The following is a 23,740-nucleotide window of genomic DNA, read 5'->3' on the forward strand; positions in this document are numbered from 1 at the left end:
GTACGTGACCCGATTCTCGCGGCGTTCGTGTAAAGGTAGTTACCGGACCCGTCGGACGAGAATCCGGGGACGACCGTGGCCGCGCGGGGTCACATGAAGTCCGACAGCCCCGACTGCCCCTCGTCGTCCTCGGCCTCGGCCGGGTCGGCGTCGCGGGCGGATCCGTCCGCCTCGGTGTCGGCTGCGACCCCGTCGTCCGTGGCTCCGTCGTCCGTGGCCCCGTCGGTTGCGGTCCCGTCGTTCGCGGCCGCAGCGGCGAGGCTCGCCTGTCCGTCGTCGGTGTCGCCGGCGCCGGCGGACTCGTCCCCGTCCGGCTCCGACGCCTCGGCCTCGGCGCTCGGTGCGACGCCCGCGAACGCGCCGCCGGAGTGCTCCTCCATGCGTTCTGTCCGCAGGTTCTCGGCGTCCTCGACGATCGACTGGACCTTGTTCGTCGTCTCGCCGGACCCCGTGACGAGGGAGACGTGCTCCTCCTCGAACTCGTAGGCGGCGGCCATCTCGACCGTCAGCTCCCGGGGTTTGCAGTGGTGCGTCATCGCCTGGAGGTACGGCAGGACGGCGCGGCGGGCCGTGTCCATCGAGAAGCCGCCGCGCTCGGCGATGGCGCGGACGACCTCGTTGCTCGTGTTCGACGTGGAGTGGTAGAACTGCGGGCGGCCCCAACGCGTCCATCCGCCTTTCGTCTCGTCGCGGGCGGCAGCGACGCCCGCCGAGAGGTTGTCGCCGGCGTAGCGCCAGTACGAGTAGTTCTGGCTGGCCCACACGCGGCCGAGCCACACGTCGGCGTCGGCGAGATAGTCGTACGCGCGAGTCGCCTCCTCCGTGTCGTACACCTTCAGCATGTTGTCCTCGATCCACTTCGTCAGGTCGTCCGGGGTTTCGTCCACGTCGTAGCTGGCTTGCAGCGCCTCCTGTGCGGACTCGCCCTCCTTGAGCACCAGATCGAGGAACGGGAAGATCCCCATCGAACGGTCACGGTCGCCCGTGATCACGTCCTCCAGCGAGAGGCGATCTCTGCCGTCGGCGACGGCCTGTAGATCGTTGACGGCGCCGCGGAGGTCGCCGTTGTTGCGCTCGGCGATGCGGTCGAGCGCGTCCGAATCGAACTCGATCTCCTCCTTGCGGCAGATGTCCCGGAGGACGGGCACGATCGAGCGCGTACCCACGTCGCGGAACTCGATGTCCCGGGTCGCGTTGCGCAGCCCGCGGCTCATCTCGTAGTACTCGTTGGCGATGAGGATCACGGGCTGGCCGGCGCTTTTCACCAGCTCCGTCACCGCGCCCTTGCCGCCGCGGTCGTAGTTGCCGTGAATGTTGTCGGCCTCGTCGAGGATGACGAGTTGGCGACCGCCGGTGTCGTCGCCGCCGGAGGAGCCGCTGAGCGTCGCGTTGTTCGCCGCGCGTCCGGCGTACCGCTCGATCACGTCGGCGGTGCGCTGGTCGGAGGCGTTCAGTTCGACGGTCTCCCAGCCCATGTCCGCCGCCAGCGCGTGCGCCGCGGAGGTCTTTCCGACCCCCGGCGACCCGTGGACGACGAGCGCCTCACGGTGGTCGTCCCACGTGTCGGCCCACTCGCGGACCCCCTTCACCGCCTTGTCGTTGCCCCGGAGCTCCGAGAGCGAGGATGGGCGGTACCGCTCCGTCCAGTCGGTCATTACCGGAGGGAGGAGCGAGCCGCGTTTAGTGGTTGTGGACGGGGGCGGACCACGCCGGCGACCGCCTCACGGGGGACCGCCCGACGAGGCCGTTTTCGGTATCAGCCGTGATTCTCCCGGCGACGTGATTAAGTATCGAACCGGAAGACTCCCGATAACTCGGGCGCGTCGCTGGGGGTCCCGACAGTCGGAGATCCATGACAGCGACACCACAGCAGGACGCGCCCTCCCGCGACAGAGCCGTCACACCGGTGATCGCGACCGTGACGATGGTCGCGATCACAGTCGTGCTCGCGGCCGTGCTCGGCGCCGCGATGCTCGGCCTCCCGGGGGGACTCGGCGCCGGTCCCCCATCGCTGTCGGTCGACTTCACCTACCGGACGGTCGGCAACGACTACGAGGTGGCCGCCAGCATCCACGGCGGGGAGACCGTCACCAAGGAGAACACGGGCAACTTGACGCTCGTCGCCGACAGCGGTCACGAGCACGCCGCGTTGAAGACGCGCTACCCGCTCACCGGCGGCGACAGCATCATGCTCTCCGAGGAGACGGATGGCCCGGTTCCATCGGGAACCGACGTTCGGCTGGTCTGGACCGACCCCGACGGGCGGGCCTCCGTCGTGCTCGCTCGCGGCCGGACGCCGTTTTGAGGGCGCGACGGCGGGAGGAGCGGCTCGCTTCCGTCGCCGACAACCACGGCCCGCAGGGTTTTCGAGCGCCGGCGCGCAACCGCACCTATGAGCGAGGATCTCGGGACGCCCGTGCTCGACAATCACCTCCACCTCGACCCCGAGCACGGCCGCGGCATGGCCGCAGTCGACGACTTCGCCCGACTCGGCGGCACGCACCTGATCGTCGTCAACAAGCCCTCGTGGCACCTCGGTCCGATCCCGTCCGACGCCGCGGACTTCCGCCCCGTGTTCGAGGCGACGGTCGACGCGGTCAGCGAGGCGAGCGAGCGACTCCGCGGCCGCGCGTGGGCCGTCCTCGGGGTCCACCCGGGACTGATCTCCCGGCTCGTCGACGACGAGGGGTACGACACGCAAGCGGCGCGCGATCTGCTGTGTGAGGGACTGTCCGTCGCCGCGGAGTTCGTCGCCGACGGCCGCGCGCTGGGGCTGAAGTCCGGGCGCCCGCACTACGACGTGTCCGACGCGGTGTGGGCGGCATCGAACGACGTGATGTGCCGGGCGTTCGAGCACGGCGCCGAGTTGGACTGCGCGGTGCAGCTCCACACCGAGGCGAGCGAGGACCTCACCGAGATCGCCGAGTGGGCCGCCGACGCCGGGATGGATCCCGAACACGTCGTGAAGCACTACGCGTCCGGGACGCTCGCGGGACCGACGCCGAGCGTAATGAGCGAGAAGGACTGGCTGCGGACTGCCGCCGAGCGCGGGGAGCCGTTCCTGATGGAGACGGACTTCGTCGACGACCCCGAGAAACCGGGGATGGTGCTGGGGCCGAAAACGGTGCCGCGGCGCGTCCGCTGGCTGTTGGAGGAGGGGTACGAGGACGCGATGTGGACCGCGCACGTGGAGACGCCGCGAGCGGTGTACGACATCGACACCGAGGCGACGCTGTCGGGCGGGAACTCGGAATCCGCGTGAGCGAGGGATACTCGGAGTCCGCGTGAGCGAGGGATACTCGGAGTCCGCGTGAGCGACAGTGCGCATCAGCGATCTGAACTGTCCGCGGGCGACGCGGGACGGTACGCCGCCGGGCAGGTCGCGACCCGCATCAGGCAATAACAACCGACATCGGTGCTTGAGAGTGACACGGGAGATCGGCGAGAAACCACCGACTCGACCGCGATCGCCGGGCGTTCGGGGAGAAGAAAGGCCTATCAACACAGGCCGAAACCGTGTGTGTATGAGCGAACCCGAGGAGACGTTCTACACCGCCGACCGGTGGCAGAACTGGCTCGACCGCGTTGCGGAGGAGGACCTCGATCCGGAAAACGAGGACTCCGCCCGACTGCTGCTCAATCTTCAAGACGACACCGCGATCGCGGTCGTGAAGATCCTCGCGGCCTACGACGACGACCAGCTGAGCGAGGACGAGGCGACCGACGAGATCGCCGACATCCGCGACATCGTGCTCGCCGACGTGGACATCGCCGACGAGGAGAAGGCGATGTTGATCGACGGCGTCCAGACGAGCCTGGTGTGCGTGTTCTACGCCGCCGAGGAGTACGTTGTCGGCGGCCCCGCCGACGAAGGAACCGTCGCGGAGTACGTCGAGGCCGCCGCGGCCGCGGAGGCCGAGGAGGACGTCGACGCCGCGCTCGGCTACCTCGTCCAGGCCGGCACGCGCATCATCGACGGCGACGAACTGCCGATGGACCTCGTCGAGGACCTCGAGTACGGCTTCGTCTCCGAGTGGGTCAACGGGCTCGACTCGCTGCAGTCGGCGATGGCCGACCCAGAGGTCGTCGAGGAAGACGGGTAGATCGGCGGTCGCGTCTTCGCGCGTCTCGTGTCGATAGGTGTACCCCGGTTAGCGACGGTCGCTGAACGGCATCGTGTCTCGATCGGACTGCGACCGACACGATGTCGATTGGCAGTTGTCTCCGGTGGCCTGCTGTCGCACGGGCCGGTCATCGCGGTCAAGAATTCGACGATCGACGTATTCGACCATCGACAGACCTACAATCCAGTTCTCCATACCCCCACCTATGACAGCTGTCGGCATCGACGCGATCGAGATCTGGACGGGGAAGCTCCAACTGGACCTCCCCGGAACGTTCGCGCCGGCGAAGGGTGAAGAGCCCGACAAGTACACGAAAGGGCTCGGACTCGAGACGTCCTCGTTTCCGGACGCCTACGAGGACATCGTCACGATGGGCGCGAACGCGGCCAAGCGCCTGATCGACCGAAAAGAGCTCGACCCGCAGGACATCGGGCGCATCGACGTGGCGACGGAGTCTGCGTTCGACAACTCCAAGCCCGTCTCGACGTACATCGCGGGCTGCCTCGAACAGGTGTACGACGGCGACTTCCACCACGCGAACAAGGGCGAGCGGAAGTTCGCGTGTCTCGCGGGCACGCAAGCGATCGACGACGCGTACAACTGGATCAAGGCGGGGCGCAACCGCGGTCGCTCGGCGCTGGTCATCGCCACCGACACCGCGCTGTACGCCCGCGGCGACCCCGGCGAGGCGACCCAGGGCGCCGGCGCGGTCGCGATGCTCATCAACGAGAACCCGTCGGTCGTCGAACTCTCGACCGAGCAGGGGTACGGCAGCGCCGACGAGACGGACTTCCTGAAGCCGAACCAGCAGTTCCCATCGGTCGACGGCAAGCGCTCGATGCAGGTGTATCTCGCTCGCATGCGCGAGGCGCTGACGGACTTCGAGTCGGTCGCGTGGGACGCCCACCCCGACGACTTCGCGTACGTCCCGTTCCACACGCCGTTCCCGGGGATGGTCCGCAAGGCGGGCCTGCTCGGCTACCGGCATATGATCCGCGACACGGAGATCGAAGACGCGCTGGAGGGTCGCATCGGCCGCCAGCCCCGCGAGGAGGACTTCGACGACTGGGAGGCGTACGAGGAAGCCATCCGCGCGTACATGGACGACCTCAAGGAGACCGATGAGTACCAGAGCTGGTACGCCGACACCATCGATCCCACGCTCGACATCGCCCGGCGCGTCGGTAACTGGTACACCGGCTCGGTCCACGTCGCCCGCGCGTCCGCGCTGCGACGCGCCGCCGAGAACGACATCGACCTCGCGGGGAAGAAGCTCCTCGTCGCGTCGTACGGCTCCGGCGCGCAGGCGGAGATCCACGCCGAGACGGTCGTCGACGGCTGGCGCGAAGAGATCGAGGCGGCGAACGTCGAGGACCAACTCCAGCGGCGCTACGACCTCTCGTACGAGGAGTACGAGGGCGTCCACGATCGCCACAACCACGACATGGACGTGGAAATGGAGGAGTTCACGCAGCCGGATGGAGAGTTCGTCTTCACCGGCTGGGGCCGCATGAGCGAGCGGAAGTACGATTACGTCGAGTAGACGGCCCTTCACCGTCGGTGTACGACGCTCTCCCGTCGATGCGCGGGTCGCGCATTCGGGTGCAACGGCTTTACCCGAGGACGGCGTTCGTAACGCATGAGCGACACATCTACCGCAGAACCGTCCGCCGACGCGACACCCAAGCCCCGCAGCGTCGCCGCCCACGACTTCCCCGACGAACTCCGAGCGGCCGTCGCCGAGTCGGACCTGGTACTCGTCGACTTCTACACGAACGGCTGTTCGATCTGTCGGAGCATCGAGCCCGTCCTGGGCGGCGTCGCCCGGAACGCGAACGTGCCGATCCTGCTCGTGAATCCCCGAGATGACCCGCCGCTGGTGAGCGAGCACACGATCCGCTCGGTGCCGACGCTCGCGCTGTTCAACGCGGGCGACGACGGCGAACCGGTCGAGGTCGACCGCCTCGCCGAGGGGTTCGTCGGCGCCGACGAACTCGTCGAGTTCGTCGAGTCACACCGCTGAGGCTGCCGCTTCGGCGACCCGGCTACAGCGACCGAAGCTCCTCCAGTGCCGGCTCCAGCTCTGCGGTCGACACCGCCAACGAGAACCCGTCGACTTGCGCCAGCGCGGCGGCGTGATCCCACAGCGCCTCCTCGTCGACCCCGTGGAGGATCACCGCGTTCGGCGTCGGCGTCACGACCCGTAGCGCCACCAGCGGCGACTCTCCCCGGGTGACGCCCGTGAACACTAACGCGCGGTCGGTCGACTGGCCGTACAGCCGGTAGAACTCCTCGGAGGACAGCGACGTGATCGCCTCGATGGAGTTGATCACCGTGTGGCCGTTGACGGTGTCGCGCTCGCCGGGCGTGATCTCGGTGGCATCGAGCGCCTCGTACACCCGTTCGGTCGGGATCGCCGCGGGATACTCGCGGATGTCGCGGACGATGTCGGACTCGAACCCCGCGCTCACGATCCGGGCGAACTGTCGGATGCGCGAGCCCCCGCGGGCCTCGTCGATGTCGAGCAGCCCCTCCACGACCCGGGAGACGAGGCCGATCCCGGGCGACTCCCGGCGCCCGCTCTCGTAGTCGGAGACGACCGACGAGGAGACGTCCATCCGCTCGGCCAACTCGGTCTGTGAGACGTCGAAGTCCGTGCGCCACTTCCGGAGCGTCGCCCCCGGGTCCGCCGAGAGCGTGATCTCTCCCGCGATCCGGCGGGCGAGTTGCGCGCGCGCCTCGCCGGGGTCGTCGCCCACTGTCATAGCCCGGAGGTCGTCGCACCCGCGTGTAAGGGTGTCGGAGCGGACGGTTCACGCCGCTGCGGTCGGCGCCGGGAACGCCCGCGCTTCCGTCGCCCAAGCGCCGGCGGCGACGCCAACCATCGGGCGCCCCGGACGCCGAAACGGCCATACCGTCGCGCCGCCAGACTCACGCCGTGCCGTCCACGCTCGTCCACCTCGCGCTCGGCGGCCTGCTCGCGGCGGCGCTGCTGCGCGAGTCGGCGTTCGGTCGTCGCGCGGTCGGCGTCGTCCTCCTGGCGACCGTTCTCCCGGACCTGGACTCGTTCGTCTCGCCGTTTCTCGCGGGCGCGCACCGCTCGCTGGGCCACAACGTCCTGGTCCCGATCGCGCTGGTCGGCGTGCTCGCATACGACGCCAGCGTTCGCGAGCACTCGTGGTTGCGGGAACGCTGGGGCGACGCCGCGCCGCACGTCGCGTGGGTCGCGCTCGCCGGCTTCGCCGTCGCCGGTGTCGGACTGGACTACGTCGCCAACGGCGTCAACCTGTTCTGGCCGCTTCACGACCAGTTCTACACGCTGAACGGCCGTGCGGGGCTATCGAACCAACGCGGCTTCTTTCAGACGTTCGTCGACCTCGCGCCCGAGACGGTTCGCACGACCAAGAACCTCCACTACTCGACCGGTGTGGACCCCTCGCCCGGCGACGAACCGGAGAACGTCGAGCGCGTGTTCCCGCTCGTGTGGGCCGGGTGGCAGTTGCTGCTCGTCGCGACGAGCGCCGCCGTGCTCGTGGTTCGATTCGCGCGCCGCGAGTGACGACCGAGCGCATGAGTGAGGATCGTACGCCTCCGCGATTCGCCGCCACCGTCGGCTTGATTCGATCGGCGGGGGACGCATCGGTATGCGCGAGACTGCCGACGCCGGACCGACCGTGAGACCGTACCGCGCCGGCGACGCCGACGAACTGTGGACACTCAAGCGCGGCTTCGAGACAGGGCTCGGCGCCGGCACCGGCGGGGAGGAGAAGGCGGCGACGTACGAGGCGAAGCTGACCGACGAGTACCGGCGACGCTGGCTCGAGTGGGTCGACCGCTGCGTCGACGAGCAGGCGTCGACCGTGACGGTCGCGGAGGCTGGAGGCGACACGGCCGTCACTGGCGGCGCCGCAGAGGACGACGCGGACCACGCCGCCGACGACTCAGCCGCGGGCGACGGTTCCGACATCGATGCGTCGAATCTCGCGGGATACGTGTTCGTGCTCCCGGAGTCGCTGTCGTTCGTCTGGGACGCCGCCGTCCTCAACGAGGTGTACGTCCGCCCCGAGTATCGCGGCACGGGCGTCGCCGACGGCCTGATGGACGCCGCGCTCTCGACCGCCCGCGAGCAGGACCTGCCGCTCGACCGGATGGTGCTTGACGTGGACCGCGAGAACGAGCGCGCGCAGGCGTTCTACGATCGGTACGGCTTCGAACACTGGGGCGAGATGGTCGCCCGCGATCTGTAAACCGCGACCTCGGCTGCTCCGTCGACTCGTCGCTTCAGGCGTCGCCGACAAGCGAGCCGAGCGCGCCCCCGATACCGCCGAAAACGGTCGGGTAGACGACGCCGGCGAGGAGTGCGCCCGTGACGTAGTCCGGGTGGACGCTCCCCGCGTCGCCGACGCCGTACGCGAAGACGACGGTGCCGACGGCCGCGAGCAGGACGTACGCCGGAACGACGCCGAGCGCGGCCAGCGCCCCGTCGGCGGGGTCGTCAACGCCCTCAACCACGGCGACCGCAGCGCCGGCCAGAAGCAGCGCGAGCGGCGGCACCGCGTACAGGTACGATAGCCCGGCGTCCGCGCTCGCGAGGAGATTCGAGGAGCGGGTTCCGCCGCCGAACGAGGGCGACACGGTCGCGACGAAGTGGGCGTTGTAGAAGTACCAGCCGACGCCCTGCCACGCCGCGACCGGGTCGCCGCCGAACAAACTCGCGAGGAAGTTCAGCCCCGAGACCCGCTCACGGACCGCACCCGCCTGCGTCGCGTACGTCACGAGGTAGCCGAGCAGGTACGCGCCGACTCCCGCGAGCATCCCGGGACCCAGCGAGATCCGCTCGCGTATCCCTGCCGTGTTCGATCCATCCGCTCCCGTCGCTCCCGCGTTCGTTCGGTCATCCCCCATGCCCTCGGGGAGATCCCCGCGAGCTAAACCCGTTGTGGCCGTGCCGTCGGGTCCGCGATCCTCCGCCCCCGGATCCGGAACCCTCATTCGACCGCCGGCCGGACCCGAAAGCATGCTTCTGCGGGACGCGACGCTCGTGGATTCCGGGGGCGTCCGAGTCGGCGATCTCCGCGTGTCTCAGGGACTGATCGAGGACGCGGGCGATCTGACCGCCCGGAGCGACGAGTCAGTCGTCGACCTCACCGGGTACGCCGTTCTCCCCGGACTGGTCGACGCGCACGTGCACTTCTCGCTGTCGGGCGAGCGAACCGTCGAGGACGTCGTCGGCCAAAGCGACGCCGAACTCGCGCTGACGGAGGCGCACAACGCCCGGCTGACGCTGGAAGCGGGGGTAACCGGGGCCCGCGTGATGGGCGCGCGCGACATCGACGTGCACGTTCGCGACCGGATCGACTCGGGGGACGTTCCCGGCCCGCGAACGGTCGCGAACTGTCGGTCGATCACGGCAACCGGCGGCCACGGTCACCACCTCGGCCGGGAGATCACCGGCGCCGACGACGCCCGACGGGCGGTCCGCGAGCAGGCGAAGCGCGGCGCCGACTTCATCAAGTTCATGGTGACCGGCGGGGTGACGACGCCCGGTAGCGACCCGAACGCCGTCGCGCTCACCGACGCCGAGGTCGAGGCGATCGTCGACGAGGCCCACCGCCGCGGACTGCACACGGCGACTCACGCGCACGGCGGCGCGGGCGTGAAGACGGCCGTCGCCGCCGGCGTCGACACCGTCGAGCACGGGACGCTCCTCGACGACGAGGCGATCGACATGCTCGTCCGCGAGGACGTGACGCTCGTGCCGACGCTGTCGGCGCCCCACCACATCGTCCGCAACGTCGACGCCGCGACCGAGGAGGACCGCACCCAGACCGAGGCGGTGTACGAACGCCACCTCGACTCCTTCCGGCGGGCCGTCGAGGCGGGCGTCCGGATCGCCGGCGGAACCGACGCCGGGACGCCGTTCAATATGCACGGGAGCAACGCGGCGGAGCTTCGGCTCATGCACGAGTACGCGATGGACCCGCTGGAGGCGATCCTCGCGATGACGGAGATCGCCGCCGAAGCCGTCGGCCTCGACGGTCAGGGGACGCTCGATCCGGGGACGCACGCGGACCTGTTGGTTGTCGATGCGGATCCGACCGATGACCTCACCGTGCTGAACGACCCGGACGTCGTGCTCAAGGGCGGCTCGGTCGTCGCGGGCGGAGACGAACGGACGAAGCGGGCGATCGTCGACACCCGCTGCGACGACTGAGCGTGAGCCGACCGGTGGCGGATCGATCGGTCGCAGATCGATCGGTCGCGGATCGCCTCCGCACTCCCGGTGCACACCCCGGCGGAGTTTAAGTCGGCGGCGGCGCTACGTCGGGATGCGATGTCAGATCTCGTCCTCTACGAACTGGAAGGCTGCCCGTACTGCGCGAAGGTGACGAACAAGCTGGCCGAACTCGGCCTCGAGTACGAGTCGATCACGGTCCCGGGCTCGCACGCCGACCGCACCGAGGTCGAGGAGGTGTCGGGACAGACCGGCGTTCCCGTCCTCGTCGACGAGGAACACGGCGTCGAAGGGATGCCCGAGTCCGACGACATCGTCGAGTACCTCGAGGAGACGTACGGCGAAGGCGCCGCGTAGTCGTTTTAGCGCGCGGTCAATTGCACAACGGTCCCGCGCTGTCGGGCCCGCTCACGCCTCCGCCGGCTCGTCGGAGCGCTCGCGGATCAGCTCGCGGATACGCTCGGGGTCGTCGGCGCGCGACAGCTCGACCATCGTGACGATGGCGGTGCCGTCGACGGTCTCCTCCTTCGGCTCGTCGTCTCCCTCGGTGAAGTAGACGGCACGCGTGCCGGTGACGCGCCCGAGCGACCCCATCAGCTTCGCACGTTTCTCGGCGGTCCTGGTGAACGGCGAGTGCCCGGTGAGCAGCGTGAACTCCACGCGCGGCTCGGCCTCGTCCTCGCCGACGGCGGTGAACGGCGCCCGCTGGGTCGGATGGACCGCGAACCCCGCCCGCGAGAGCACGCCGTACACGTGCTCGTCGTCGGGGTCGACCTCCGGCGGCTCCGGGGTGGGGTCGGCCTCGCGAACCTCCTCGGCGCCCTCCATCACCCGCACGGGGTCCGAGAAGGGGCGGTCGAACAGGTCCTCCAGTTGGACGGCGACCTCGACGGAGGCGTTCATCCCGTCCTCGTACTTCGCGACGGTGCGCCGGGAGACGCCCAACTCGTCGGCGAGGCGGCCGAGACTCCAGCCGCGGCCCCTTCGCTCGTCGGCGACCGTGTTGCCATCGATGTTGACGTACAAGCCGCCCGGGGCGGCGTAGATAAGCGGCGGCACCTCCTCGACGAGTAGGTCGTACAGCGTGTCGGGGTGGATCGCCGGGACGCCGTGGCGGAAGTAGACGACGCCGGGCTTGATGTCCTCGTCGCGCGTGCGCATCCCGACGAGGATCGGCGTCGCCGAGAGGTACTCCCCGAGCCGGCGCATCTCCGCGCCCGTGGCCCGGTCGAACGCGTCGACGTTGCCGAGCACCTTCACGAGGAGGAGGTCGTCCCCGCGTCGGGCGGCCACGTCGAAGCTCTTGGGGCGAACCGCACAGCGCTCGCTGACCAGGAAGTCGGCGTCCGCGAGCATGGCGGTCACGTTCCCGACCAGCGCTTTCCGCGACATACCCGTATATACGCGACTCACAGCTTAAAGGGATTGTGCCGAGTGTCACGACGGCCCATTCGACGCCGTGACGCGGTCAGTACGCGCTCGCGGCCGATAGAGCTATACATCCGTGTGGCCGCCGGCGGACGGCGCCCGACGCGAAAGGCACAACTCCGGCCGCGGTCTCCCACCGGGCGTGACGGTCCTCGGCATCGACGACACCGACTCGCGCACCGCGGGGATGTGCAGTACGTACCTCGCCGCGCTGGTCGCCGAGGCCATCGAGGACGCCGGCGACGCCGTCCATCGCCGGCTGCTCGTCCGGCTCAATCCCGCCGTCGAGCACAAGACGCGGGGCAACGCCGCGCTCGCGCTCCACACCGACGCACGCCCCGAGGACGCGCTGGCGATCGCGGGCGACCTGGTCGGGACGTACGCCGTCGACACCGACCCGCGGACGTCCCCCGGCGTCGTCGTCGCCGACTGCGACCCGGCGGATGTCCCGGATCGCGTCGCCACGTTCGCGCGCGAGGCGGTCCGCGAGTTCCACGACCTCGACGAGGCGCTCGCGCTCGCCGATGAGGTCGGATTCGACCATCGCGGATGGGGAGCCGACGGCGGTGACGACACCCGAGTAGCCGCCGCCGGCGACGACGTGGGCGACGCCGACGACACCGCCCGAGCTGCCGCCGCGAACGAGGACGCGGGCGGCGTGACCGGCCGCGGGCGGATCGGCGCGCTCGCCGCCGTCGGCGCGTGGCGAGCGTTCGACGACTGGACGTACGAGCACATCTCCTACCGCGAGTACGATCGGTGCGGCACGCCCCGCGAGGTCGACGAGGTGAGCGTGTTCGCCGCCGCCGACGAGGCGTACCCGCTCGCGTGGGACACCGTCGACCGCGGCGAGCGCGAGGCGGTGTGCGTCCCGAACGCTCCGGGCCCAATCCTCCACGGGATCCGCGGCGACGACCCCGACGCGGTCCGGTCGGTCGCCGACGGGATCGACGGGGAGCCGGTCGAACGGTCCGCGCTGTTCGTGACGAACCAGGGGACCGACGTGCACCTGCGGGAGGGAACCCTCGGCGACCTGCGCGACGGCGGCGCCTACCGCGTCGACGGCGAGGTCGCGGCGGCGCCCGAGACGCGCCGCGGCGGCCACGTGTTCTTCGAGGTGGCCGCCCGCGACGGGGACGACGCCGAGGGAGAGACCACGGATCCGGCCGCGGTCGACTGCGTCGCGTTCGAGCCGACGAAGCGTTTCCGTGACCGCGTCCGCGACCTGCGTATCGGCGACCGCCTCACCCTCTGCGGCGAGGTCGCCGACGGCACGCTCAAACTCGAGAAGTTCGCCGTCCGCGACCTCGTCGAGACGGAGCCGGCGGTGCCGACGTGCCCGGGCTGCGGCCGCTCGATGGAGTCGGCCGGCGCAGATCAGGGCTACCGCTGTCGAGACTGCGGAACCAGCGAACCCGGGAAGGTCGCCGAACCGGTCGATCGGGGCCTCGAGCCCGGCTGGTATGAGGTGCCGCCGTGCGCGCGGCGCCACATCAGCAAGCCGCTCGTTCGGGGCGGCTTCGACGCGCCGACGCACCCCGAGCGGTGACTCCGCTCGGGCGAGGACCCACTGCGGACCGAGTCAGTCGCCGAACACAGCCGCGAGCAGGTCGCGGTCCCACGGGCTGATCCCGCCGTCGTCGCGGAACCCATCCAGCGAGTCGAACCGGGCGGCACTGGTCTCGTCGCGGGCGGTCGGCTCGCCCGTTGTAGCGGCCCGGTCGACGACGTAGCGGATCCCGACAACCGACCGGCGCTCCTTCGCCGTGTGATCGACGGAAACCAGTTGCAGATCGTCGGGGTCGACACGGACGCCCGTCTCTTCGCGGAGTTCCCGCGCGGCACCCGCCGCGGGATGCTCGTCGTGTTCGAGGTTGCCGCCGGGGATACCCCACAATCCCCGGTTGGGTTCCACGTCCCGCTTGCCCAGGAGCACCGCCTCACCGTCGCGGACGACCACGCTCGCGACGGGCTTGCTGTTCTGCCAGACGACACGGTCGCAGTCGGGACAGCGGCGCCGTTCGCGTCCCTCGACACGGATGCGATCGAGTTCAGCGCCACATAGCGGGCAGTAGTCGCCGTCGACGGTGATCACGACCCGACCACCGTGAAGAGCGACCTCGTTCGGTCCACGGTCACGTCTTCAGCCCGCTTCCAGTCAAGGGAACGACGACGTCCTCGTCGCCGTCGAGCGCGCCCCGATCGCGGTACGCGCGCAGCGCCGCGGGCGCGACAGCACAGGTCGCCTCGGTGTAGAAGCCCGCCGCGTGGAGATCGGCGAGCTCGGTCTCGACGGCGTCGCCCCCGACCGCGATCGCGTCGCCGTCGGTGTCGTCGATCGCCTCGAGGATCTGGTCGCGGCGAACGGGCTCGGGGATCCGGATGCCGTCCGCGGCGTCGTTGTCGCCGGCGGCCGCGTCCGCGCCGTGGAGGGCCTCGACGAACGGGGCGTAGCCGGCCGCCTGCGCGCCGAGCAGCCGGGGCACCTCGTCGATCCAGCCGGCGTCGCGAAGCGCGCGAAAGCCGCGGTAGGCGCCCAAGAAGAGCGTGCCGTGCCCCAACGGAAGGACGACCGCGTCGGGTGCGTCCCAATCGCGCTGGAGCGCGGTCTCGTAGGCGAACGTCGCGGTTCCGGCGAAGAACGCGGGGTTCCACGCGTGGCTGGCGTACCAGCCGGCACGCGTGACTCGCGGCTCGTCGCCGCTCGCCCCGTCGGCGGCGCTTCGCGCCGCCCGCTCGGCGGCGTCGATACACGCGTCGGTCGTCGCCTGCCGCGGACCCTCGGTCTTCACCGGCGTCGCGCCGGCGCGGCGGATCGCCCGCAGTTTTGCGTCCTTCACCGACGCCGGGACGTAGATCTCGGCGTCGATGCCCGCGCGGGCGGCGTAGGTGGCGATCGCGGCGCCGGCGTTGCCCGAGGAGTCCTCGACGAGCGTGTCGACGCCGAGGGAGGCCGCCCGCGAGACGGTCGTCGTCGCGCCGCGGTCCTTGAACGAGCCGGTGGGGAACACGTACTCCAACTTGAACTGGGCGTCCCACGCATCGGCGTCAACGAGGGGTGTCATCCCTTCGCCCAGGGTGACCTGCGGCAACTCGGGGAGGAACTCGCCGAACGACCAGAGCCCGTCGCGCGTGTCGAACGCGGCCGGATCGGGCGCGGGCCCGTTCGGAAGCGGTCGGGATCCGTACTCAAGCGGGTGCCCGCACTCGCAGCGCCAGCGGTCCGCGTACGTGGCGCCACAGTCGGGACAGCGGAGCGGCGGAGCGGTCATAGCTGAACGAGCGACGGCGACCGACCAGTAGGTGACGGTTCGCGGAATCGAGTCCGAGCCGTTGGCCGGGGATCGAAGCTCGGGAGTCGGGGGTCGGCGACCCGCTACCGATCGTCGTTCGACCGCTTGGATCTGAGCCGGTCGAGGCCGAGCGTCGTGACGAAGAAGACGCTCCCGACGTACAGCAGCGTCTGCGGATTCGTAATAAGGGAGTTGCTATACCCGATAGCGGTACCCAGATACCCGAGGAGGGACGCCGTCCAGCCGAACCCCGTTATCCCCGCGACCTGATCGATCACGTCCCAGTCCGGTCGTGCCATCTGTTTCAGCGACATGGAGCGGTCACACCCAGCATAGGACGTGCTTACTCGAGGGTAGTCATGAAGGTGTTTTCAGCCTACCCTGGTATGGTTATCATTCCATCTCCGGTGAGCGCCGAGCGCCTTCTCGATACGTGCATCGTTCGTTCGACTGCTCAGCGTCCCGACCGTTCGTCATCCGTTTGACCTGGGTTCGGTGCGGTATCGTCGAGCGTCGCCATCGGCACGGACACGGGAGTCGGACGGGTCGACGGCCGAGCCCTAACGAGACCGGCGCCTTGGTGACTGGACCGTGGTACCCTGCCAGTGTTGGGGAGCTAGAACTGATCGATGTCCGTCCCTACCGAGCAGACGTACTCCCCGGTGGCGACCTGCGGCAGGCGCCGGGAACGCCAGAAGATGCCGTCGTTATCGGCGGTGACCCGCCCCTTGAGCGAGCCGAACACGTCGGTCACCTCGAACAGCGTGTCGCCGCGCTCGACGCGGTCGCCGAGGTCGCATTCGAAGGTGACGAGCCCGCCCGCGGGGGTGCCGTACTGGTCGAACCCCGAGGCCCGGGTCTGTAGCTCGCGGTCCACGTCGCCCTCGAGGAAGCCGTAGTAGCGGAACACGCGAACCATCCCCTCCGTGCCGATCCGGATCGATTCCTCGTCCCAGCCGACCGCGCCGCCGAGCTCCGGGTCGATCGTCGGGATACCGTTGTCGGGCGCCGCCCGCGCGAGCTGCCCGTCGGGACCCTTCTGGTCGAGGACGTAGCCGGTGCCGAACACCTTCGCGAGCTCGAGGCACTCGCGGTGGAGGCGGTGGCGGGGGCCACACCGCACGCGCGTCTCGTTGATCATCCGGGAAGTGCGGCCCTGATGGAGGTCGACAATAAGGTCGGCGCGCTTGGCGGCCTCGAACGTCGCGGCGGCGATGCGCTCGGAGGAGGTGCCGTTGGCGTCGCCGGGGTACGCCCGGTTCATCTTCGTGTCGTCGATGGGGTTGCGGTGCTCGGCGACCTGGAAGGCGTGGTAGTTGACGATCCCGACGAAGAGGATCTCCCCCGCGATCTCGTCGGGGTCGAGCTGCGGCACGAGGCGGTTGATCACGCCGAGTCCGTTGAGCTCGTCGCCGTCGCTGACCGCCTGCACGTATAGCGTTTTTCCGTCCTCGGCCCCGTTGAGTACCGCCACGGGGAGCCCGACGGTCGAGCCGTCGCGGGTCTCCCCGACCGCGAGCCGGCCCGTGTCGAACTCGCCGGGGGACGCACTCGCGCTCCCGAGCGTCGTCTTCATTACGTCGTGGCTTTCGAGTATCGCCTCTTTAGGGGTTCGGTCCGATCGTTCGCCTCCGACAGTTCGGATCTCGACTCGTCCATCTCCATCGCCTCCCCCACGGCGGTGAACTGGCGGGTGATGCCGCTCCCGATCGCGAAATCCCCCGCCCCTCCCCGGTCGCCCTGTGGCTGGTCAGTCGTCGTCCGTTTCCGGCGGTTGATCGGGACCGTCGAGTTTCGACGGTCGCCGACGATGCCGCGGGATTGAAGCCCGGGCGGTCGGACCCGCGAGTATGGTCGACATCGACGAGCGCGAGGAGCGCCTGGAGCGCTTCCTCGCCGAGGAGGGGTACGAGGCGGTGTGGTTCGCGCGACCCAACGCGTTCGCGTGGCTCACCGGCGGCGACAACTGGGTCGACGCGAGCGCCGACGTGGGCGACGCCGCCGCGGGCTACCTCGGCGACGGCGAGTGGACGGTCGTCACGAACAACATCGAGGCCGCACGGCTGGCGGCCGAGGAACTCCCCACGGAGCTGTCGATGTCCGTCGCCGCCGACGACTGGTATGAGGCCTCTCTGCCGGAATCAGTTGCCGCGCGCTCGCCGACGCCCGCGGCGGCGGACTTCGACGTACCCGGGCTCGACTCGGTCGACCCCACACGGCTGCGCCTACGCCTCGGCGAGGACGACCTAGCGGCGTACCGTGACCTCGGCCGGGAGGTCGCGCTGGCGGTCGAGACGGTGTGTCGGGAGCTACAGCCGGGAGACACCGAACACGAGGTCGCCGCCGGGCTGCGGATCTCGCTGGCCGGCCGGAACATCGACGCGCCGGTCGTGCTCGTCGGCGGGAGCGAGCGCGCGCCCGAGTACCGACATCCGACGCCGACCGACGCCGCGCTGGGCGAGTACGCGCTCGTGATCGTCACCGCTCGGCGGGGCGGGCTACACGCCTCCTGCACCCGGACGGTCGCGTTCGACCCACCCGAGTGGCTCGACGAGCGTCACCGCGCGGCCCAGCGCGTGGAGACGCGCGCGCTCGCGGCGACTCGCGGGGCCGCCGGACGCGACGACGCCACCGCCGGCGACGTGTTCGCCGCGATCCGGGAGGCGTACGCCGAGGAGGGGTACGAAGGCGAGTGGCGCGAACATCACCAGGGCGGCGCGACGGGGTACGCCGGCCGGGAGTGGTTCGCGACGCCCGGCAGCGACGCGCCCGTCGCGACCGAGGCCGCCTACGCGTGGAACCCGACCGTTCGGGGAGCGAAAAGCGAGGACACAGCCTACGTCACCGACGACTCCGTCGAGGTGCTCACCGACTCGGGGCGCTGGCCGACCGACACCGTCGAGGTCGACGGGCTCGCGTTGCAGCGGCCGGCGATCCTGCAGAACTGAGGCCGGAGGTCCGTAAGCAACCCGAGAAACAACCTTCATGTTGTGTGACTATGAGATGCCGGCATGAGTTGGCACGGCGTCGACGCGGTCGACGACGCGATCGACGTGACCCGCGAGTTCCTCTTTCCCTTCAGCCTCGGACGATGGATCAGAATGGTGGTCGTGAGCCTGTTCACCGGCGGCGGCGGCGCCGGCGGACAGGTCGCCAGTAACGCCGGCAACTTCGGCGCACGCCTCGCCGGGGCCGGCGGCTTCTCCGCCCCGTCCGGCGGCGCGAGCGCGCTGGCGGCGCTGTTGGTCGCGGTCCCGACGCTCTCGGTGGGAGCGATCGCGTTCGGTAATCCCGTGCTTCAGACCGGGAACTTCCCCGAGACGGCCGCGTTCGGTGTGCTCGGGATCGCCGTCCTCGCCGTGATCGCCGTGGTCGCGTTGCTCGCGATCCTCCTCTCGCCGGTGTTCGAGTTCGTCCTCGTCGACGCCATCGCCCGCGACGACCTCCGACTCCTGCGGGACGCCGGCAACCACCTGACGAACGGGCTCCGGCTGCTCGGCTTCCGGATCGGGCTGTTCGCGGCGTTCATCGTCCCTCCGGCCGCCGTGATCGCCGCGATCGTCCTCAGCGGCACCCGCGTCGAGTCGCTGACCGGGCGACCGCTGATCCTCGCCGGAGTGGCGATCGTGGCGATCGCGTACGTCGTCGTGTACGCGCTCATCGACCGGTTCACCGTCGAGTTCGTCGTCCCGGCGATGATCGCCGACGGCGGCGGCGTCATCGACGGCTGGCGCCGGGTGTGGCCGCGCCTCCGGAGTCAGCCCGGACAGACGATCGTCTACCTCGTGATGCACGTACTCGTCGGGATCGGCCTCTCGATCGTCTCGTTCGTCCTGCTGCTGGTCGGGCTGCTCGTGGTCGGTGCCGCCGCGGCCGGGATCGGCTTCGCCGTCGGGACGGTTTCCAGCGGCGCCGCGACGACGGATCTCGGGATCGGCCTGGGTGTGCTCGCCGGCGTCGTCGTCGGGGTTCCGGTGTTCATTGCACTCGTCTTGCTCCCGGTTCAGGTGCTCACGGTGACGTACCGGCGGTCCTACGAGATCGCCGCGCTCGGTCGGTTCGGCGAGAACCTGGATCTCATCGGGCGCTACCGCGACGGCGGCGACGACGACGGCGATGTCGCCGCCGCGCTCCGGGACGACGGGAGCGACGGCGGAGACGACGCATCGGGTCTCGGCGACGAGGGCGACGCCGCCGGCGGCGACGCCGAATCGCCCGCGGACGAGGAGTTCGGCGGGTTCGTGCCCGCATCGTCCGCTATGACGGACGAGTCAGACGAGCAGGACGATTCGAGCGACCCGGACGAGCGGAACGACAGCGACGACACAGCAGGCAGCGATGACCTCGCGGGCGGCGAGTCGCCGGGTGACCGAGACGACTCGGATCGCCGCGAGTAAGGGAAACTCGGCGTCGAGTTCCAGTTTCGGGTCCCGGGAACTCAGGGGTGTCGGCTCGGTAGGTTTTTCCCCGATCCTGCGGTCGCGACGGTATGGGACTAGACGACGACGCACGGGAGTACCACCGGTCGGAACCTCCGGGGAAGATCGAGATATCGACGACGAAGCCGACGAACACTCAGCGTGACCTCTCGCTGGCGTATTCGCCGGGCGTGGCCGCGCCGTGTCTCGACATCGACGAGGACCCCGAGCGCGCGTTCGAGTACACCGCGAAGGGGAACATGGTCGGGGTCGTCTCGAACGGCTCGGCCGTGCTCGGGCTCGGCGACATCGGCGCCCAGGCCTCCAAGCCCGTGATGGAGGGGAAGGGCGTCCTGTTCAAGCGGTTCGCCGACATCGACGTGTTCGACATCGAACTCGACGAGGACGACCCCGACGAGATCGTCCGCTCGGTCGCGGCGATGGAGCCGACGTTCGGCGGGATCAACCTCGAGGACATCAAAGCGCCCGAGTGCTTCGAGATCGAGGAGCGCCTCCGCGAGCGGATGGACATCCCCGTGTTCCACGACGACCAGCACGGGACGGCGATCATCTCCGGGGCCGGGCTGCTCAACGCCGCCGACATCGTCGACAAGGACCTCTCGGATCTGGACATCGTCTTCTCGGGAGCCGGCGCCTCCGCCATCGCAAGCGCGAAGTTCTACGTCTCGCTCGGCGCGGACCCGGACAACATCACGATGTGTGATTCCTCGGGGATCATCACCGAGGACCGCGCGGCCGCCGGCGACGTGAACGACTACAAGGCGCAGTTCGCCAGCGAGGGGGAGGGCGGCGACCTCGCGGACGCGATCGAGGGCGCGGACGTGTTCGTCGGCCTATCGGTGGGCGGGATCGTGAGCCAGGAGATGGTCCGCTCGATGGCCGACGACCCGGTCATCTTCGCGATGGCGAACCCCGACCCCGAGATCACCTACGAGGACGCCAAGGACGCCCGCGAGGACACCGTCATCATGGGGACGGGCCGGTCGGACTACCCCAATCAGGTGAACAACGTCCTCGGGTTCCCGTTCCTGTTCCGGGGCGCGCTCGACGTTCGCGCGACCGACATCAACGAGGAGATGAAGCGCGCGGCCGCCGAGGCGCTCGCGGAGCTGGCGCGTCAGGACGTCCCGGACGCGGTCGTGAAGGCGTACGGCGACCAGCCGCTGAAGTACGGCCCGGAGTACGTCATCCCGAAGCCGCTGGACCCGCGCGTCCTCTTCGAGGTCGCCCCCGCGGTCGCGGAGGCGGCCATGGAGTCGGGGTGCGCCCGCACGGAGGTCGACACCGACGTGTACGCCGAGGAACTCGAGGCCCGCCTCGGCAAGAGTCGCGAGATGATGCGCGTCGTCCTGAACAAGGCGCGCTCGGAGCCCAAGCGCGTCGCGCTCGCGGAGGGAACCGACGAGAAGATGATCCGCGCGGCCTACCAGATGGCCGAGCAGGGGATCGCCGACCCGGTGTTGCTGGGCGACCGCGACACGATCGAATCCACCACCGCCCACCTCGGGCTGGAGTTCGACCCCGAGGTCGTCGACCCTGACGGGGACAGCAAGGCCGACGTGTACGCGGACCGCCTCCACGAACTCCGCAGGCGTAAGGGAGTCACCCGGTCGGAGGCGGACGAACTGCTCCGCCGTGACACGAACTACTTCGGCAGCGTGATGGTCGAGCGCGGCGACGCCGACGCGCTCCTCACGGGCCTGACGCACCACTACCCGAGCGCGCTCCGGCCGCCGCTGCAGGTCATCGGCACCGCCGATGACGCCGAGTACGTCGCCGGTGTGTACATGCTCACCTTCAAGAACCGCGTCGTGTTCTGCGCCGACACCACGGTGAACCAGGCGCCCGACGCCGAGGTGCTCGCCGAGGTGACGAAACACACCGCGAAGCTGGCGCGCCGGTTCAACGTCGAGCCGCGGGCGGCGATGCTGTCGTACTCCAACTTCGGCTCCGTCGATAACCCCGGGACACGGAAGCCCCGGGAGGCTGTCGATCTGCTCCACGACGACGCCGAGGTCGACTTCCCGGTCGACGGGGAGATGCAGGCCGACACCGCCGTCGTCGAGGACATCCTCGAGGACACGTACGACTTCTCGACGCTCGACGGTCCCGCGAACGTGCTCGTGTTCCCGAACCTCGAAGCAGGCAACATCGGCTACAAACTGCTCCAGCGCCTCGGCGGCGCCGAGGCCATCGGTCCGATGCTCGTCGGGATGGACCAGCCCGTGCACGTGATGCAGCGCGGCGACGAGGTCAAGGACATCGTCAACCTCGCCGGCGTCGCCGTCGTCGACGCGCAGGGCGAGGAAACGGAGTGATCCGGATCTCGGAACGCGGCGAGGATCCCGCGGTGTTTGCGGAGGGTCCGCGCCCGGCGTAAGCGACGCGCTACCGGCCGACCTCGAACCCGTTCCGATCGGCCGACCTCGAACCCGACCCCGTCGGAACCCCGTCGCCGGCGTACGGCGGCGACTCCGGAGTTCGGGGGTAGTCCGTCGGGAACCTGACGGTGTGCGATACCGTACCCCAGCATATAAGAGGTCGTCTCACCTCGTTCCGGGCATGTCTGATCCAGACACGAGCAGACGGCGGTTCCTCCAAGCAGCGGGCTCGGCGACGGCGGCGGTCGCGCTCGCCGGCTGTTCCGGCAACGGCGGCGAGTCGACGCCGACCGACGAACCGACTGATTCGAGCGGGGGCGACACGGAAACGACGACCGAGCCGCAGCAGACGACCGAGCGGCCCGAGCCGGACACCCGCGACGGCTACCTCCAGCGCGCCAACCGCCACACCCACGACCAGGCGCCGTGGGTGTTCCTCCACCGCCAGTACTCCGTGTACGGGCAGTCCTCCGACATCGAGTGGCAGCCCCGCACCGACGAGCGCGTGGCGGCCTACGCCATCGAGCCGGCGACGGACGCCGGCGAAGACGTCGTGATGACCCAGTCACAGCTGGACTCGGGACTCGACCCGCAGGACCACCGCGAGACGCCGACCGACAACATCGTTCTCCAGGCGTACGAGGGGCTCCTCGAGCGCGACGCCGAGGGCGCGATCGTCGAGACGCTGGCGACCGATTACCAGCGGCTCGACGAGACGACGGTGCAGTTCACCGTCCGCGACAACGTCCCGTTCCACTCGGGCGACTCGCTCACTCCCGAGGACGTCGCCTTCTCGATCAACCGGATCGTCAAGTCGGACGTGGGGATCGAGTCGCCGCAGGTCGACCAGCTCCTGGGCGTCGAGGGCGCCGAGGTCGCCTCCGCCGACGACCGCACGGTGAACGTGAACCTCTCGGGGCTCAACCCGATCGTGTTCGCGTCGTTCGCGACCTACTGCGACGTGATGAACAAGTCGTGGGTCGAGAGCAACGACAACGCGTACGTCAACCAGAACATGGAGGGGACGGGTCCGTTCGTCCTCTCGAACTACGAGCAGGGCGTCGAGGTCGCCTTCGAGCGGAACGACGACTACTGGGACGAGCCGGCGGCCATCTCGACGTTCACGATCAACTCCGCCTCCGAGTCGTCCACCCGCGTGAACCGACTCCTCAGCGGCGAGACGGACATCGCGGTCAACGTCCCGCCCCAGGAGGTCTCCCGCGTGGAAAACAGCGACGACGCGTCGATCTCGGCGGTGCCGTCCACGCGAGTCATCTTCAACGCGATGCGCTACGACGTGGAGCCGTTCGACTCGCCGGCGTTCCGGCAGGCGGTCAACTACGCGGTCGACCTCGACTCCATCATCGAGAACGTCCTGCAGACGTTCGGCGGGGCGACCGGCCAGCCGACGCTCGAGGGCTTCTTCGGCTACAACGAGGACATCGACCCGTACCCGCGGGATCTCGACCGCGCCGAGGAGCTCGTCGAGGAGTCCGGCTACGCCGACGCGGAGATCGAGCTCGTGACGCCGATCGGTCGATACCTGAAGGACGTCGAGATCGCGCAGGCGGTCGCCTCGCAGGTCGATGAGCTGCCGAACGTCTCCGCGAGCGCCCGGCAAGTCGAGTTCTCGACGCTCGTCAGTCAGGTGACGACGGGCAACATCGAGGACAAGCCCGACTGGTACCTGCTCGGCTGGGGGAACGCGACGTTCGACGCCATTCAGACGATCCAGCCGCTCCTCGCGAGCGACGGGGCGCTGTCCTCGTACGCGAACGACGAACTGGACCGTCTGCTCGACGAGGCGCAGAGCCTCCCGAGCGAGAGCAACTAGGCCGCC

At 69.6% G+C, this 23,740-nt stretch carries 22 protein-coding genes; 14 read left to right on the forward strand and 8 right to left on the reverse strand.

What is annotated here, in order from left to right; translation table 11 throughout:
• Nucleotides 1–89 precede the first annotated feature (89 nt).
• Complete coding sequence (locus ABJD39_RS01270; protein WP_348611093.1) at nucleotides 90–1,655, reverse strand: replication factor C large subunit; 1,566 nt, start codon at nucleotides 1,653–1,655, stop codon at nucleotides 90–92.
• Between the two features lie 197 nt (nucleotides 1,656–1,852).
• On the opposite strand from ABJD39_RS01270, the gene ABJD39_RS01275 reads away from it, so the two are divergent.
• The 5 genes from ABJD39_RS01275 (at nucleotide 1,853) to ABJD39_RS01295 (ending at nucleotide 6,147) form a co-directional block, all read left to right on the forward strand.
• Nucleotides 1,853–2,305 carry a type IV pilin N-terminal domain-containing protein gene (locus ABJD39_RS01275; RefSeq protein WP_348611095.1) on the forward strand — a complete coding sequence of 151 codons (453 nt, stop codon included), beginning with the start codon at nucleotides 1,853–1,855 and terminating at the stop codon, nucleotides 2,303–2,305.
• 87 nt (nucleotides 2,306–2,392) lie between these two features.
• Entirely contained in the window at nucleotides 2,393–3,262 is an 870-nt protein-coding gene (locus ABJD39_RS01280; protein WP_348611098.1) for a TatD family hydrolase, read from the forward strand.
• A 262-nt stretch (nucleotides 3,263–3,524) separates the two neighbouring features.
• On the forward strand, nucleotides 3,525–4,103 hold the full coding sequence (locus ABJD39_RS01285) for a DUF2150 family protein (RefSeq protein ID WP_348611101.1): 579 nt from the start codon (nucleotides 3,525–3,527) through the stop codon (nucleotides 4,101–4,103).
• Nucleotides 4,104–4,329: 226 nt separating this feature from the next.
• Nucleotides 4,330–5,667 (forward strand): hydroxymethylglutaryl-CoA synthase, encoded by a 1,338-nt coding sequence (hmgB, locus tag ABJD39_RS01290; protein WP_348611103.1) that lies wholly within the window; start codon nucleotides 4,330–4,332, stop codon nucleotides 5,665–5,667.
• Between the two features lie 96 nt (nucleotides 5,668–5,763).
• On the forward strand, nucleotides 5,764–6,147 hold the full coding sequence (locus ABJD39_RS01295; RefSeq protein ID WP_348611106.1) for a thioredoxin family protein: 384 nt from the start codon (nucleotides 5,764–5,766) through the stop codon (nucleotides 6,145–6,147).
• A 22-nt stretch (nucleotides 6,148–6,169) separates the two neighbouring features.
• Here ABJD39_RS01295 and ABJD39_RS01300 read toward each other — a convergent pair whose 3' ends face one another.
• On the reverse strand, nucleotides 6,170–6,889 hold the full coding sequence (locus ABJD39_RS01300) for a helix-turn-helix domain-containing protein (protein WP_348611108.1): 720 nt from the start codon (nucleotides 6,887–6,889) through the stop codon (nucleotides 6,170–6,172).
• A 173-nt stretch (nucleotides 6,890–7,062) separates the two neighbouring features.
• Between ABJD39_RS01300 and ABJD39_RS01305 the strand changes: the two genes are divergently transcribed.
• Nucleotides 7,063–7,683, forward strand: a complete 621-nt coding sequence (locus tag ABJD39_RS01305) for a metal-dependent hydrolase (RefSeq protein ID WP_348611110.1) — start codon at nucleotides 7,063–7,065, stop codon at nucleotides 7,681–7,683.
• A gap of 85 nt (nucleotides 7,684–7,768) precedes the next feature.
• Nucleotides 7,769–8,371 (forward strand): GNAT family N-acetyltransferase, encoded by a 603-nt coding sequence (locus ABJD39_RS01310; RefSeq protein WP_348611113.1) that lies wholly within the window; start codon nucleotides 7,769–7,771, stop codon nucleotides 8,369–8,371.
• A gap of 34 nt (nucleotides 8,372–8,405) precedes the next feature.
• On the opposite strand, the gene ABJD39_RS01315 is transcribed toward ABJD39_RS01310, so the two are convergent.
• Nucleotides 8,406–9,029 carry a transporter gene (locus ABJD39_RS01315; protein WP_348611115.1) on the reverse strand — a complete coding sequence of 208 codons (624 nt, stop codon included), beginning with the start codon at nucleotides 9,027–9,029 and terminating at the stop codon, nucleotides 8,406–8,408.
• Between the two features lie 112 nt (nucleotides 9,030–9,141).
• On the opposite strand from ABJD39_RS01315, the gene ABJD39_RS01320 reads away from it, so the two are divergent.
• Nucleotides 9,142–10,338: a metal-dependent hydrolase family protein gene (locus ABJD39_RS01320; protein ID WP_348611118.1), complete on the forward strand. Its 1,197-nt coding sequence runs from the start codon at nucleotides 9,142–9,144 to the stop codon at nucleotides 10,336–10,338.
• 120 nt (nucleotides 10,339–10,458) lie between these two features.
• Complete coding sequence (locus tag ABJD39_RS01325) at nucleotides 10,459–10,716, forward strand: glutathione S-transferase N-terminal domain-containing protein (protein ID WP_348611121.1); 258 nt, start codon at nucleotides 10,459–10,461, stop codon at nucleotides 10,714–10,716.
• Nucleotides 10,717–10,767: 51 nt separating this feature from the next.
• On the opposite strand, the gene ABJD39_RS01330 is transcribed toward ABJD39_RS01325, so the two are convergent.
• Nucleotides 10,768–11,751: a transcriptional regulator gene (locus ABJD39_RS01330; RefSeq protein ID WP_348611123.1), complete on the reverse strand. Its 984-nt coding sequence runs from the start codon at nucleotides 11,749–11,751 to the stop codon at nucleotides 10,768–10,770.
• A 178-nt stretch (nucleotides 11,752–11,929) separates the two neighbouring features.
• Here ABJD39_RS01330 and ABJD39_RS01335 point away from each other — a divergent pair, with 178 nt between their 5' ends.
• The gene (locus ABJD39_RS01335; RefSeq protein WP_348611126.1) at nucleotides 11,930–13,336 is read left to right on the forward strand and encodes a tRNA(Ile)(2)-agmatinylcytidine synthase; all 1,407 of its coding nucleotides are present in this window, start codon (nucleotides 11,930–11,932) and stop codon (nucleotides 13,334–13,336) included.
• 33 nt (nucleotides 13,337–13,369) lie between these two features.
• Here ABJD39_RS01335 and ABJD39_RS01340 read toward each other — a convergent pair whose 3' ends face one another.
• The 4 genes from ABJD39_RS01340 to ABJD39_RS01355 form a co-directional block, all read right to left on the reverse strand.
• A complete protein-coding gene (locus tag ABJD39_RS01340; RefSeq protein ID WP_348611129.1) occupies nucleotides 13,370–13,882 on the reverse strand; it encodes an NUDIX hydrolase in 513 nt (170 codons plus the stop codon).
• A 40-nt stretch (nucleotides 13,883–13,922) separates the two neighbouring features.
• Entirely contained in the window at nucleotides 13,923–15,059 is a 1,137-nt protein-coding gene (locus tag ABJD39_RS01345) for a pyridoxal-phosphate dependent enzyme (RefSeq protein ID WP_348611131.1), read from the reverse strand.
• Nucleotides 15,060–15,163: 104 nt separating this feature from the next.
• Nucleotides 15,164–15,394: a hypothetical protein gene (locus ABJD39_RS01350; protein ID WP_348611134.1), complete on the reverse strand. Its 231-nt coding sequence runs from the start codon at nucleotides 15,392–15,394 to the stop codon at nucleotides 15,164–15,166.
• 302 nt (nucleotides 15,395–15,696) lie between these two features.
• Complete coding sequence (locus ABJD39_RS01355) at nucleotides 15,697–16,656, reverse strand: succinylglutamate desuccinylase/aspartoacylase family protein (protein WP_348611136.1); 960 nt, start codon at nucleotides 16,654–16,656, stop codon at nucleotides 15,697–15,699.
• Nucleotides 16,657–16,930: 274 nt separating this feature from the next.
• Between ABJD39_RS01355 and ABJD39_RS01360 the strand changes: the two genes are divergently transcribed.
• The 4 genes from ABJD39_RS01360 to ABJD39_RS01375 all read left to right on the forward strand — a co-directional run bounded on the left by ABJD39_RS01360 (nucleotide 16,931) and on the right by ABJD39_RS01375 (nucleotide 23,734).
• The gene (locus ABJD39_RS01360) at nucleotides 16,931–18,028 is read left to right on the forward strand and encodes a M24 family metallopeptidase (RefSeq protein WP_348611139.1); all 1,098 of its coding nucleotides are present in this window, start codon (nucleotides 16,931–16,933) and stop codon (nucleotides 18,026–18,028) included.
• A gap of 63 nt (nucleotides 18,029–18,091) precedes the next feature.
• The gene (locus ABJD39_RS01365; RefSeq protein ID WP_348611141.1) at nucleotides 18,092–19,477 is read left to right on the forward strand and encodes a DUF7544 domain-containing protein; all 1,386 of its coding nucleotides are present in this window, start codon (nucleotides 18,092–18,094) and stop codon (nucleotides 19,475–19,477) included.
• 92 nt (nucleotides 19,478–19,569) lie between these two features.
• Nucleotides 19,570–21,837: an NADP-dependent malic enzyme gene (locus ABJD39_RS01370; protein ID WP_348611144.1), complete on the forward strand. Its 2,268-nt coding sequence runs from the start codon at nucleotides 19,570–19,572 to the stop codon at nucleotides 21,835–21,837.
• Between the two features lie 244 nt (nucleotides 21,838–22,081).
• The gene (locus tag ABJD39_RS01375; RefSeq protein ID WP_348611145.1) at nucleotides 22,082–23,734 is read left to right on the forward strand and encodes an ABC transporter substrate-binding protein; all 1,653 of its coding nucleotides are present in this window, start codon (nucleotides 22,082–22,084) and stop codon (nucleotides 23,732–23,734) included.
• Nucleotides 23,735–23,740: the final 6 nt, after the last annotated feature.

This window comes from Halobaculum rarum, from assembly GCF_040025155.1.
GTDB lineage: Archaea > Halobacteriota > Halobacteria > Halobacteriales > Haloferacaceae > Halobaculum > Halobaculum rarum.

Coding starts and splice junctions, on each gene's coding strand:
- ABJD39_RS01270 (WP_348611093.1), bottom strand. CDS start 1,655: ATGACCGACTGGACGGAGCGGTACCGCCCATCCTCGCTCTCGGAGCTC.
- ABJD39_RS01275 (WP_348611095.1), top strand. CDS start 1,853: ATGACAGCGACACCACAGCAGGACGCGCCCTCCCGCGACAGAGCCGTC.
- hmgB (WP_348611103.1), top strand. CDS start 4,330: ATGACAGCTGTCGGCATCGACGCGATCGAGATCTGGACGGGGAAGCTC.
- ABJD39_RS01300 (WP_348611108.1), bottom strand. CDS start 6,889: ATGACAGTGGGCGACGACCCCGGCGAGGCGCGCGCGCAACTCGCCCGC.
- ABJD39_RS01325 (WP_348611121.1), top strand. CDS start 10,459: ATGTCAGATCTCGTCCTCTACGAACTGGAAGGCTGCCCGTACTGCGCG.
- ABJD39_RS01320 (WP_348611118.1), top strand. CDS start 9,142: ATGCTTCTGCGGGACGCGACGCTCGTGGATTCCGGGGGCGTCCGAGTC.
- ABJD39_RS01365 (WP_348611141.1), top strand. CDS start 18,092: ATGAGTTGGCACGGCGTCGACGCGGTCGACGACGCGATCGACGTGACC.
- ABJD39_RS01345 (WP_348611131.1), bottom strand. CDS start 15,059: ATGACCGCTCCGCCGCTCCGCTGTCCCGACTGTGGCGCCACGTACGCG.
- ABJD39_RS01375 (WP_348611145.1), top strand. CDS start 22,082: ATGTCTGATCCAGACACGAGCAGACGGCGGTTCCTCCAAGCAGCGGGC.
- ABJD39_RS01285 (WP_348611101.1), top strand. CDS start 3,525: ATGAGCGAACCCGAGGAGACGTTCTACACCGCCGACCGGTGGCAGAAC.
- ABJD39_RS01370 (WP_348611144.1), top strand. CDS start 19,570: ATGGGACTAGACGACGACGCACGGGAGTACCACCGGTCGGAACCTCCG.
- ABJD39_RS01315 (WP_348611115.1), bottom strand. CDS start 9,029: ATGGGGGATGACCGAACGAACGCGGGAGCGACGGGAGCGGATGGATCG.
- ABJD39_RS01295 (WP_348611106.1), top strand. CDS start 5,764: ATGAGCGACACATCTACCGCAGAACCGTCCGCCGACGCGACACCCAAG.
- ABJD39_RS01355 (WP_348611136.1), bottom strand. CDS start 16,656: ATGAAGACGACGCTCGGGAGCGCGAGTGCGTCCCCCGGCGAGTTCGAC.
- ABJD39_RS01330 (WP_348611123.1), bottom strand. CDS start 11,751: ATGTCGCGGAAAGCGCTGGTCGGGAACGTGACCGCCATGCTCGCGGAC.
- ABJD39_RS01280 (WP_348611098.1), top strand. CDS start 2,393: ATGAGCGAGGATCTCGGGACGCCCGTGCTCGACAATCACCTCCACCTC.
- ABJD39_RS01360 (WP_348611139.1), top strand. CDS start 16,931: ATGGTCGACATCGACGAGCGCGAGGAGCGCCTGGAGCGCTTCCTCGCC.
- ABJD39_RS01310 (WP_348611113.1), top strand. CDS start 7,769: ATGCGCGAGACTGCCGACGCCGGACCGACCGTGAGACCGTACCGCGCC.
- ABJD39_RS01350 (WP_348611134.1), bottom strand. CDS start 15,394: ATGTCGCTGAAACAGATGGCACGACCGGACTGGGACGTGATCGATCAG.